Genomic DNA, 11,948 nt, shown 5'->3' on the forward strand with positions numbered 1-11,948 from the left:
GGTTTGAGTGGAAATCCTTTTGTGTGGCGAAGCAAAACATAAAGCTAGGTTCAAAATATTTATTATTAATATTCAAATCATCATAACTCGTTCCTTGTTTTGAGAACGAAAGGCATAAACGAAATTAAAGGAAAGGCTTTAATTGAAGTTTACAAACGAAGTTCATGCTGCCCAAAATAGTATTCATCTATAAAATAATTTAAATAATATATTTTGTTTTTAGCTATTTGATAATAGTTCCGCTGTAATATTTTTCTAAAAAGAAACCTAAATCTGCTTTATACCCAATTCCTGATGCTTCAAATTTCCAGCTGCCATTTCTTTTGTACAATCTGCCAAATTCTACACCTGTTTCTATAGAAAAATCTTCATCTAGTTCGTATTTTGCTATTTCTTCATTGTTGGCATTATCTACAATTCTGATATAGGAATTTCTTACCTGACCGAAATTTTGTTTTCTGGCTTCAAAGTCTGCAATTGTTACCACGAAAAGAATTTCTTCTACTTTGGCATCTACTCTTGCAAGATCTACAATGATGGCTTCATCATCGTCTCCATCGCTGCTATTTCCGTCGGGATCGTCGCCTGTGTGCGTTAAAGCTCCATCTGGTGAAACTAAATTATTGTAAAAAATAAAAGAATCTTCGCCTAATAATTTTCTATTAGCGTCTATCATTATTGCAGATGCATCTAAATCGAAACCTTCAGCACCAGTATTTCCTTCACGAGGATCCCAACCAAGACCGATGGTCAATTTGGAAAGTCCGATGTCTATTTTTTGTCCTTTTTGTAAATTAATTGCCATGATAAATATGTTTTGTTATAATTTTTAAGTCTAAATTCTATGTTTTATTAGATATGGTCTGAATTGTAAATATATAAAAAGGATTTGTAACTAGAATTCATTTTAACAAAATTTGTGGATTTTTAAGAAAGAAAATTATTAACCTAAAGTATCTTTTTCGCAATGGATCAATAGTCATTTGTTGACTATTTATGCTATGGGAAATTTACATGATAATTTTAGGAAATAATTTTGTTGATTTCGAAAAATTGACAATTTATTATTGATTACTCAAATTGCGATGCAAACAAGATTATTAAAATTTAGTACAATTGGAAATTCTAACAGGCGATAATTAATATAATTTATAAAAATCTAAGACAAATTTAATTTAAACAAAAAGTAACTTAAAAATTCAATCTAAATTTTTGCTTTGTCTTGTATTTTATCAAATTGTTTGCGCAGTGCTTTTCTATTTGAAATAGTGAAAGCAGCAATTACAAAATACATTACAACAAAAATAATTAACATTTTCAGACCTGGAACTTCCATGAAAAAAAGCAAAATTTGTGTAACAAAACCAAGTAACCAACCAATCATTATAATGACTGTATTTACGAAACTAAAAGGTGAAATTTTCGTGGCGACTACACCAAAAATTTTGAAGAATAAAGAACTTATTAATAATAAAATTAACCATCCAAATCCTTGAAAGCCCGCAAACATAACGAGATACTCAGGATTGCTATCTATGGTTTTTAAAAATTCATACATAATTAAAACACAATTCCATTATAGTTTTTCTCTTCTGTAGAAACTTGCAACAAAGATTTTGCTTGATAATTTATCACTTTTGCTACTATTAAATCTGGAAATTCAGCAATTCCAATATTGTACATATTCACACTTTCATTGTAAAATTCTCGACGATCTGCAATAGCATCTTCTATCTGAGAAACTCTGGATTGAAGCAATTGTAAACTTTGATTTGATTTGAGATCAGGATAATTTTCTGCAACTGCAAAGATGCTTTTTATTTGATTCTGCAAATCGTTGGATAGAGCAACCTTTTCTTCTGGTGAATTACTTTTCAAAAATTGTGTACGAAGTTCTGTAAGTTTCGTAAGCATAGATTCTTCAAAATGCATCGATTCTTTTACTACTTTTATAAGATCTGGAATTTCATCTGCACGCTGTTTTAATATAATATCTATGTTGCCAAAAGATTTTGCGACGTTATTTTTTAACATTACCAATCTATTGTAAGCAGAGATTCCTGTATTTGCGAGACCAATTACAATTAAAACGACTATTACAATAGCTACCAAAAAATACATATTTAATTCCATTATTTTCTTCTTCTTTTATTAAATTATTTTGCAGATTCCACCGGAACAGAATACTCTGCTGCATCTGGATCGAAAGCTTCTTGCTCTAGATCATTATTGTCGGATTGTGAATTTTGTAAATTTAATTGAAATTTTCCGATTCTAAAATTTGAAGAACTCAAATTAACATCCGAAATTAAAACTAAGGCGATCATCAACCCAAAAAAATATGCGTAATATGAAGCTGACTTTAGCAATGGCCGCAAATTATTCCAATTTTCTACACTTGCAACAGGTGCAATTGCAAATACTTTTTTTACTTCTTCATATTCAAAAATTGGCTGATAATTTTCTTTATTAGAAGCTTTTCCAATCATCAAGACTTCAGCGTTTTCTAGAAGCAGATATTCCCTATATCTTTTTCCAGAAGATCTGTATTGTTCTCCAACTTTAAAATCTAAAAATTCTATTTCATCTGTTTTTACCTCTATTTTTCCGGTTGCATCTTCCACATAAAAAGATTCGCAAATTGTCTCGGAAAATACGATCCTGAAAGATTCTTTGCCGTCTTTATCTCTAGAAATATCTTCAATGGTGTATAAATATCCAATACAGGGTACATTTTTAATAGGTGAATTCTTACTTTTAATCATCCGAACTTTTCCAGAAATTTCTGCTAAACCCATTGCAACAGATCGAATTTTTGAAGTTGGTAAAGTTCTTTGCAAATTGTAAAAACTTTTTTTATTACTGCTTTTCAAACTGGAAATAAATGGAAGCACAATAAAAAAGAATACCACAATGTAGGCAGGTTTCACTGTGAAAAATAAAAATATGAAAATTATAACGACAAAACCAGACAACAATTTTTTCCAAAAAGGAATAGGCGGCTTTCCATCTTTTATTAGAGCTGCGTCTTTTGCTCTATTATCGAAAATTGTAGATCGTACCGCAGCATAAAACATCCCGAAAATACCCAAAACAAATACAGATAGAAATAAAAATGCGAAAACTACTGCTCCAAATCTAGTATCAAACAAGCCTGCAAAACCAATAAGAGCTGGGTTTAAAACAAAAAATAGCCAATTGGGTTTAAATTTTATCCTATAAATACCATCTAAAATTAAAGTATGGAAAATGGCAACTCCCATAGAAAAGAACATTAAGAAGAACAGCATGAACCAATCTGCTTCAAAATTGTTGAAAAAATTAACTAAATCTTGCGGCATTTATTATTTTGGAATTGTTTGATTTGATTTTACAAATGATAAAATATAATTTCTAAAATTAACTAAAATTTCTAGAAAGCAAAGCAAATATTCTTTATTTATTTTTCTTAGAACTGACTCGTAAAAATCTTATGTAAAGCCAAATGAAATATGCCTTTACCTACAATAGAATGCTTTACAAATAAATTGAAAAAGGATTAAGTCAACTACTATTGAAAAATTTCCAAAGCAAAAAAATCGCTGTAAACATTACGTTTACAGCGATTTACTAATTTATTTCAATCGATATTAATCGATGATAATTGCTAATTATTTGACTTCTTCAAAAATAACGAGTGCTGAAAATCAATAAGTTATATTTTTATGGTACAAATAAGGTATTGATTTATAAGTATATTTCTATTTAAAAATATCTAATTTACTGCTTATCGCCATATAATTTTCTTTGTTTTTTGTTCAATAGAAATTCAACATACACTTTTCTATGTACTGTGATACGTTTTAAAATATTCTTGTTTCTCGATTTCTTTTAAAGATACTGAAATTAATTTACGGGCAAATTTAAAAGAACTTGGTTTACTTTTGCTAAAGTTAAATTCTCCTTTCCTTCTGCTACCTTTCTTACCACTATGAAAGCCACTCCTACTCTTTTAGCAAATTCTTGCTTTGTAAAGTTTGCTTCTTTGCATTTATCTTTGGTATATTTTACTGAATTTTACACATTTTTTATGTGCGTTTGAAAGTAGTTAAAACAAATATGTAAAATGATATGCAATTAAGTGTAATAATCAAAATTTATTATTTTTAAATGTCTCTGTTTTTGGGGAAGATTACAGGAAGATTACAACCGTAATCTATTACTCTGGTTTTTTCTATTTTAAATTTTCAATGAAATCATAGGAGACGTTTTCAAGTTCAATATGTCCAAAGAATTTATTTGTCCATTTTTTTGTCGGTAATTTAATATCAGACTTCACATCATAAATATCTTGGCTAAACTTATGTAAAATAAAAACATTGTCTTCTAATTTAAAAGTTAAGAAATTATCCTGATTGTACTTGTCCTCAATATCTCTGTTATATTCTAATGTGAAATACACCCCTTTTGTTACGGTTTTTTTGTACTCTTTTTGTCCCATTATAGGAGTAGAATCATTTCGCGCCCATAATGAAAAAGAGTTATTATTATTCTTTAAAATAATAATTTGAGCATTTACTATTTCAGTTTCTGATGATGTGATGTATATTTTATCATCGTCTAAATCTCCATCTAGGTCTACACTTATTTCGTCTATAATTTGAAATCCATTCTTTACGTAAAATGAGATATTATCATTTTGTGAATGTTTCTTGTTTCCTTCATAAATCTCTGCAATTTCTCGAAGAAATGTCTTTTGTTCTTCGTCATTAAATTTTGATATAAGAGCATTTTTGAAAGAATTATATAATTTTCTATCCGAATCTATATTTGCAACTTTGGATATAAAATTTTTATCAATTATTTTTTTATTTCTTTGGAAAAGCAGTTGTAAATATTGGTCGTCATAATTCTCTGTATTAGATTTCAATTTTATAATTACGTGCTGAAGTATTTTTTCGTTTTTATCAAAGTGAAAACTGCAAACAAGATATATGAATAAATCATCTAGTTGCTTATCAGTAAGCCATTCATATATTTCTTCTTCATTAGGATTAAATAATAATTTATTAATAACTATATTATATTCTTTGCTATGGTCTAAATTTTTGAAATCATTAGAATTGTAGTAATTTAAACTACTTTTATTTAACAGAGGAAGTTCAAATGAAAAGGAAATTAATCTTTTAGAAGGAAAAATAATCAATTGCGGAGTGTATCCCTCAACACTATCACTCTCAAAACTATGATATCTTATTTTTTGGTAACCCTTTTCTGGATTAACAATTATGCCTAACTTATCCTTTACTACTTTGTTAAAAGTTAGTTCAGTAGGGGAGGTATAATTTTCTCTCAATAAAAATTCAGTAACAATATTTCCTACTTTATTATAATAGTCTTCTTTTTGTGCATCATCCCAGTTGTCCATAATATAGGATTCATTAGAATCTGCTAACTCATAATTATACTTTTGAGCATTTTGTTTGCATCCTATAAAAAGACACAATAAAAGGAAAAGGATTTTATTTTTCATAATATTATTTTAGTCCGATATGAAAATGATTTGCATGTTTACCTGCGTAAGAAGCATTGGTGACAGTTTTATACTGATAATTTTTCACGAAATTCCACTCAACTGCAATTTTATAAATCTTTTGCATTATTTCATCTAATTTTTTTTCACTGCCCCAATATTGTTTTGCGACTGTCCACAGTTGTTCTCCATCGCTGTTAGTACATCCAGGATATCTGATATCAATATCCTTACCTGTTTTATGAGTTTCGTGCCCTAAATTCGTTACGCCATCATGGGAAGAAATGTCATTATAAAATAATTTTTCATTTATCGCACTTTCTTTTACAGAATAAAAGAAACCTAATAATGCGGCAACACACTCTTCTTTAGCCCAGTTATCTCCTCCAATAGATTTGCCACTATCTCTTGTTCCATATCTTCCCCAATTAACACCTGATTCTGGAAAATTAAAAAAACCATGTTCACTTTTTTCTAATGTGTAAGATTTTTCTAAAACACCATTTTTATAAACTTCAAATTTATATGTTTTACTTTCAGAGGTCATTACTTTCGAATATGTTTTTTTTATGTAATCTGTTTTGTATAGATTGTAGTCGCCTGTCGTTGCAGAATTCTCACTAAATACCTGCTGACATTCTGAAACTCTAAATGCATCATAGGTTTTTTGAAAATAATCTTTTGCAACTTTCCATTTAAAACCACTTTCTCCAACTACTTTTTTTCTAATCGATTTAAAATCATCATCACTATTCGATTTAGATGTAATTTTATCTGCAAGTTTCCAAATTTCGTGTTTTTCCCAATATGCGATAGCAGTAATTACAGCATAATCTATCTCTTCCACCTTTTCAGGATGAGATTCTAATCTTTCTTCTCCTCTATTTGATTGTGGTAATTTATTATATTCGGCTGGGAAAATATCTTTTAGGACTCCAGAAATCATGTTATAATTACCCCTCCCAGTTATTTGCTTTAAGCCCCTTCCCCTAAACTTCCAACCATCACCACTTGATTCAATTCCATTTCCATTATCATAACCATTTCCTCTTGCATACATATAATTTAGTAGTCTTTCTTGCGGTCTATCGTTGCAATAAGAAGACAACAAACCTTTACTTTCTAGGGCTTTAGCTCTATCTCCAAAGGCAGACTTCGCCGAGGTAACAGAATGATTCATTTTGCCTTCTACAGTCCAGTCTCCATGGATTCCTAGTGTTTCTACTGCAACTTGAGCGAAAAAATGCGCTTTTCTCAAGCATGTATTTAGATGCAAATCTTTTCCTTGATCCTTTCTCTGTTTTATAAATTTATTTAAGCTTGAAACAATCTTTTCTCTAAAATCTTTTTGATTTGAATAAACTTGAAAAGCGTCTTCAATAATTTTTAATGTAATCTCATCCTCACATCTTGGACATTTGTCTTCCGATTTATTTTCACCTCCACTTATCTGTTCCCTTCCCACCATCACTGCACCTTTATTTTCTGCCAAATTGGGCAATGTTGCTGGCGGATAAAGCAAGGTAAGATCTTTATGAATCATATAAAAACCCTGCGCTTCTCCTTTATTTGTCTCGTCAATGATTTTTACCATCGCATTTAGGCGGATAAAGTTTTTTGGTTTGCCTATTTTAGATAAATCAACGGGAACTATTATTTCTCCTTTTTTATTAAATGTTGCTGTTTTGGTATCTGTAATTCTTTCGTCGGAAAATTTACTTTTAATATCTTCAAAATCATCAAGTTCCAACTCATCTTTCCAGCTCCAGTAAGCATCTGATTCTGTAAGGAAATTAATTTCTACTTTTTTATCTACCATATTGATGGCATATATTTTAAAATATAATGCACCGTTTAATGCACTTATTAAAATTTGCTTGGTATCATTGGCATCGCAGAAATACGCATTAATTATTTCTGGATCTAATGTTACTTTCAGAAATTCTCCTAATTTTTTGTCGCCATTTTTTATTTGAAGATCAACGTTGTTGCGCACAATATTAAAGAATAAATCTCCATAATCTGCAGTTCCGTTTTCCTTGATTTTAGTTATTATATCTTCTGTGATTGTAAAAGGATGATAAAAGCCTGACTTGTGCTTGTCATTAGAATCAAATGTGAAAGTGTAAACAAGTGTTTTACCTAAAGTATCATCATCATAAATATTTAAAGTGAGGTTTTCATTATCCAGACCATCTCCAGATAAAAATAAGCAAACTTCTTGATTTTGTCCTGCTTTTGTAATGATGTTTCCACTTCCATTATCTTTGTCTATCCATTTGCATTTATCTACATTTATTATTGGTGCTACTATGGATATTTCCAAAGGCTCTTTGCAAGCCCTTCCACCCATAGTACAGGATAGGGTATATTCTCCTGCAATTTTAAATAATTTTGAAAACGTTTTTTCAGATCCTCCTCCTGTCTCGGGTCCAGTTAATCTCCAGGAAATCGCGCCATCTTTTGCAACATTGTAATCTTTAAAGGTCATTTCCTCTATTTCAAAATCTCCAATCAGTCCGGCTTTTGGTTTCTTTATAGTTTTGATTTTTTCTACGATGTTTTCTTTTACTTCAAAATGCCAATCGTTGTTCGCACTATCATTGTTATCTCCTCCTATTTTTTTTAAGGCAGAGGTAACATATGCTTCTATGTGATACTTTTTTTTCTGCAGCAATAAATTTCCAGGTATCGAAATTGTTTTGCCTGTACCTATCAACGTTTTATCAAGGTTCCATTTAATTTCTCCGCTTTCTGGTAAATCAGAACCACTGCCAACAGGAAATTGAAATTGGGTTTTTGTTATACTAAAACTCATGGCTGTTCCTGGTCGAACCAATTGTGCGCCATGCGTAATGTCTTTTATAGATAATGCTTTACTAGTACCTGAAAATGTTTGTTTGGAAACAACACCTGCTTCATTGGTATATTCTGCGATTAGACGGTACTTTGCATTAGAATTTCCGGGGGTGAAAGTAAATACATTTGCTGCAGCCGAACCTTCATTTAATTTATTTCCTGCAGCATCTTCCAATCGAAACTGCAATCTGGATAGTTCATCTGCTGTTGGTGGTTTTATAAGAAATTTAGCTTCAAAAACGGCAGGGAAATTTTTTCTTAAGGAATCTCCAGTTAAAAAATTTTCAGGATTTTTGGGCTGTAGTTTATTGCCATCTAATATATTGTAATTTACCGTTATATCGACATGTTTAAGCTCGGTAGAAGATTGATAATCTTCTTTTGTTTGAATTTCTTTTTGATATGCCGCTATTCTATATTTGCCTTCTTGGGAAAAACTGTGATCTAATTCTAAACCTATTTTTGGCTGAATTTGCAAAATGTTTGCAGAGTCAGAATTATGTCCACTAAATATAATCCAGGAGACCATTTGTATGTCTCCTCTACTTACCGTAGCTTTAGTTGTAAATTCTTGATTGGGACGAATTATTGTTGCCATAATTTTATATTTTCGGTTTCAAAATTATTTCTACACTATCAATAACTGGAATTGTATCTGCTTTCTTTGGCATTTTTATCGCAGGATTTACTGCAGCCAATTCCAGCGGATCTGTATTGTCTGCATGTGCATTGCTCACACTATCTGTTTGCCCATGTTTGTTGATGGTTATTTTTCCACCAATCATGCATTGGAGTTCTGAAATTTCTGTAAGGGTTTTTTTACCTAAAACTTGTGTGCTTTCATATGTTTTTGTCCATTTTGGTGCGGGTGAAAGTGTGCATGGTAAATATCCTCCAGTTGTTGGTTGCAATTTGCATTGCCCAAATGTTGCAGAAGGTGGAATAAAAGTCTTATCATCTTCTGTTGCTAAATATTTTTTGGATTGATCATTTAATACAATCGATTTATGAGAAGTAACTTGTAGATCTGCTGTCTGCATTGGGTTTACCGCTTTATCGCATACACATTTTGCACCATGAACTACAAAATATTTTCCGTCGTGTTCCCCTTTGGAAACTTCTTCTTGTTTTTTATCCTCTTCTTCTTTCTTTTTTTCTTCTTCTTGTTTTTGTTCGGCTTCTTTTTCTTCTTCTACGGGATCCAACGGTGGTTCTTCACCATTCATCTCATATATTTCTTCCTGCGATGGCGTCATCAAAGTAGAGCCTGCAAAAGGTGTTTCCGATGTTTTCTCTTCAGAAACAGAATCATGATATTCTTTTAATTGATGCCAATCTTTTAGCCCCAATTTTTTGGCGATATCCATCAAATTCTCGCCACTCTGTATTATATGTGGAATTGGTTCTCCCATAATTTAATTTATTTGAAAAATATTTTTTTATTAAAAAAATTTAATTTTAATCGAATGCAATATTTATGATAAATGATGAAATATTCTGTTTTAAATGATCTTTGCCTAAAAATGTACTATCAAATATATGAAAAAATACAATTTTGTAATATTTTCAATTTATTCTGAATTCTTAAATAAAAATTTTATTATCATCCTATAATTTTAGAATGTCCCAAAAATTTTCGTTCAAATTCTTGTATTTAACTTTTTTAGTTGTACCATTTATTTCTTTAAAACCAACGAATCTAATTTTGCATCGTACAAATATCGATAAATGTCATAATTTTTATAAATAATAATTTCAGTAAGATCAACATCGTTATTTAGGATTTCATTTTTTATGTGTAAACAAATATCTTTTATATCGCTGTCGGAAATATCTTTTACTTTTGGCAAATCAATTGAAAGAGAATAGATAAAGGGAATTTTATCGTATTGATCTTCAAAAAGTGTATCTTCATTATCTTTATTTTTGTTTATGTAAAGCCTTTTCAACCCACAGTCATATTTCTTTGTAAGTTGTTGAAAATAATCTTTTTCTTGTTTAGAAAGTTCTGGTTGATTTCCTTTTTTCATTGGTTGCATCAGCCAATAAAAGGGATTGAAGATAAATCCTAAAATAATTAAACCTATAATAGGTATTGCTATTTTGTATGTTTTTTTCATAATAATTTAAATTTTAATCCTGTCTTTCACGGTACATTTCTATTATATTAGAGTTGTTGGTAGGGTAGATATCAATTTTCTTGTTATATATTCTATATTCATCGATTCTGTACCATTTTTCATCCATTGGTGAAGTCTGATGAACAGATTGACCCTGGCTGTTCAATGCTAACTGAACATTTAATGTTTTCAATGTGGTTACTAAATTAAAAACAGATGTATTTATAGTAGCACCGTGCACGGTTGTCAAACCACCGTTCGAAATATATACTCCATATCTATTTACTCCAGAGATCCTATTATCCATCACGACAGGATCAATTTCGAATCTTGATCTTTTTGTAATATAGTCATGCGTTAAATACCCTGCTGTAATCTGGTAACATGGATAGTTTCCTTCTACAGTAAATTCATCACCTTCATCTGCAGAAAGCATTAATGACTCCCCAACATCAATATTATTTTCTTTTAAATATTGGCAAACTCCTGCCGCGCAGGCTCCACCTTCGCTGTGTGATATAACGTAAGCTTTTTCATTTCCCAAGCCTCTTTTTAATTCATCAAAATTTTCTCTGGCATATTCATATCCTCGCTTTTTTCTTTGTCCGCCACTTTCACTTCCTCCCCACAAAGAAGAGCCATCTACAAAATGTGGCTCCTTACTTTTAATTCCAAAATAATTATCTGCAGCCGTTTTATAACCTTTTACATTCCCAGTAAAAAAATTCCAGTATCCTTCTCCACCAGAACCAGGTGACATTCCCATAAAATTGGCAATCCTGTTCCAATGTCCATTTACTAAAATAATTTTTGGCACACCCTTTACTTGCAGGTAGTTTTGTGGTAAATCTGGCATTTTTACGTCCACGTCGGAATCGTATGTGCATTTAAAGTATAATTCCAGAATACCGTCTGCTTCTGAACGCAACATCTTTTCAAAATTATCCAAAATAATAGTTTTGACCACTTTTTTATTTCCATCAACCTGATCCGTAATTGCTGCCTGTCCGTTTGTGCTGTAAACCAACCCTATCTCATCATCTTCATGATCTTCGATCGTATTTAAAATGTTATCATCATCAAAAAGTTTGAGCGTAACATTTTCCCCAATGGGGATTTCTTGTGTTTGCAAATGAAATTTTACCGTATCTCCAAAAAGAGCTTCGCTTATTGGCATATCGTTACTATCCGTCCACCAACCACGTACAAAATACTTGGTAATTAATTTTCTTTTAATAGGTGTTTTGCCAACAAATTCTACTCCTGGGTTTGCCATAATTTTATTTATTGATAAGTGTTATTTTTTGTTCGTAGAAAAATTTGTTTTCTACTTCTATGCATATTTCTGCATCAGCTTTTTTCATTCTACATGTTTTTCCAGTGTAATCGATATTCAATTTAAAATCTGCAAATAATCCTAAATTTTCTTCTTCAAAATCTACATTGTATTCATTTTT

General features: G+C 30.7%; 9 protein-coding genes. All 9 read right to left on the reverse strand.

The genetic code is table 11. The annotated features are described in order from the left end of the window. Window positions 1–223: 223 nt before the first annotated feature. The 9 genes from HNQ03_RS11520 to HNQ03_RS11560 all read right to left on the reverse strand — a co-directional run bounded on the left by HNQ03_RS11520 (window position 224) and on the right by HNQ03_RS11560 (window position 11,767). A complete protein-coding gene (locus HNQ03_RS11520) occupies window positions 224–805 on the reverse strand; it encodes a TerD family protein (protein ID WP_173779836.1) in 582 nt (193 codons plus the stop codon). 399 nt (window positions 806–1,204) lie between these two features. Beyond that, window positions 1,205–1,558, reverse strand: a complete 354-nt coding sequence (locus tag HNQ03_RS11525) for a hypothetical protein (protein WP_173779837.1) — start codon at window positions 1,556–1,558, stop codon at window positions 1,205–1,207. A 2-nt stretch (window positions 1,559–1,560) separates the two neighbouring features. Then, window positions 1,561–2,133: a LemA family protein gene (locus HNQ03_RS11530; RefSeq protein ID WP_226927499.1), complete on the reverse strand. Its 573-nt coding sequence runs from the start codon at window positions 2,131–2,133 to the stop codon at window positions 1,561–1,563. A 23-nt stretch (window positions 2,134–2,156) separates the two neighbouring features. Beyond that, window positions 2,157–3,341, reverse strand: coding sequence for a hypothetical protein (locus HNQ03_RS11535; RefSeq protein WP_173779838.1), 1,185 nt, complete (start codon window positions 3,339–3,341; stop codon window positions 2,157–2,159). Window positions 3,342–4,213: 872 nt separating this feature from the next. Next, window positions 4,214–5,512, reverse strand: a complete 1,299-nt coding sequence (locus tag HNQ03_RS11540) for a hypothetical protein (RefSeq protein ID WP_173779839.1) — start codon at window positions 5,510–5,512, stop codon at window positions 4,214–4,216. A 4-nt stretch (window positions 5,513–5,516) separates the two neighbouring features. Then, window positions 5,517–8,969, reverse strand: coding sequence for a glycoside hydrolase family 19 protein (locus tag HNQ03_RS11545; RefSeq protein ID WP_173779840.1), 3,453 nt, complete (start codon window positions 8,967–8,969; stop codon window positions 5,517–5,519). Window positions 8,970–8,973: 4 nt separating this feature from the next. Then, window positions 8,974–9,783, reverse strand: coding sequence for a DUF4280 domain-containing protein (locus HNQ03_RS11550; RefSeq protein WP_226927500.1), 810 nt, complete (start codon window positions 9,781–9,783; stop codon window positions 8,974–8,976). A gap of 264 nt (window positions 9,784–10,047) precedes the next feature. After that, window positions 10,048–10,491 carry a hypothetical protein gene (locus HNQ03_RS11555; protein ID WP_173779841.1) on the reverse strand — a complete coding sequence of 148 codons (444 nt, stop codon included), beginning with the start codon at window positions 10,489–10,491 and terminating at the stop codon, window positions 10,048–10,050. 13 nt (window positions 10,492–10,504) lie between these two features. Further along, window positions 10,505–11,767 carry a hypothetical protein gene (locus HNQ03_RS11560; protein WP_226927501.1) on the reverse strand — a complete coding sequence of 421 codons (1,263 nt, stop codon included), beginning with the start codon at window positions 11,765–11,767 and terminating at the stop codon, window positions 10,505–10,507. Window positions 11,768–11,948 lie beyond the last annotated feature (181 nt).

It is taken from the genome of Frigoriflavimonas asaccharolytica, assembly GCF_013294015.1.
In the GTDB taxonomy this organism is placed as follows: domain Bacteria; phylum Bacteroidota; class Bacteroidia; order Flavobacteriales; family Weeksellaceae; genus Frigoriflavimonas; species Frigoriflavimonas asaccharolytica.

Bases quoted from the DNA above. Each gene is read 5' to 3' on its own strand.
- HNQ03_RS11535 (WP_173779838.1), bottom strand. From the start codon at position 3,341: ATGCCGCAAGATTTAGTTAATTTTTTCAACAATTTTGAAGCAGATTGG.
- HNQ03_RS11555 (WP_173779841.1), bottom strand. From the start codon at position 10,491: ATGAAAAAAACATACAAAATAGCAATACCTATTATAGGTTTAATTATT.
- HNQ03_RS11550 (WP_226927500.1), bottom strand. From the start codon at position 9,783: ATGGGAGAACCAATTCCACATATAATACAGAGTGGCGAGAATTTGATG.
- HNQ03_RS11525 (WP_173779837.1), bottom strand. From the start codon at position 1,558: ATGTATGAATTTTTAAAAACCATAGATAGCAATCCTGAGTATCTCGTT.
- HNQ03_RS11540 (WP_173779839.1), bottom strand. From the start codon at position 5,512: ATGAAAAATAAAATCCTTTTCCTTTTATTGTGTCTTTTTATAGGATGC.
- HNQ03_RS11545 (WP_173779840.1), bottom strand. From the start codon at position 8,969: ATGGCAACAATAATTCGTCCCAATCAAGAATTTACAACTAAAGCTACG.
- HNQ03_RS11520 (WP_173779836.1), bottom strand. From the start codon at position 805: ATGGCAATTAATTTACAAAAAGGACAAAAAATAGACATCGGACTTTCC.
- HNQ03_RS11560 (WP_226927501.1), bottom strand. From the start codon at position 11,767: ATGGCAAACCCAGGAGTAGAATTTGTTGGCAAAACACCTATTAAAAGA.
- HNQ03_RS11530 (WP_226927499.1), bottom strand. From the start codon at position 2,133: ATGGAATTAAATATGTATTTTTTGGTAGCTATTGTAATAGTCGTTTTA.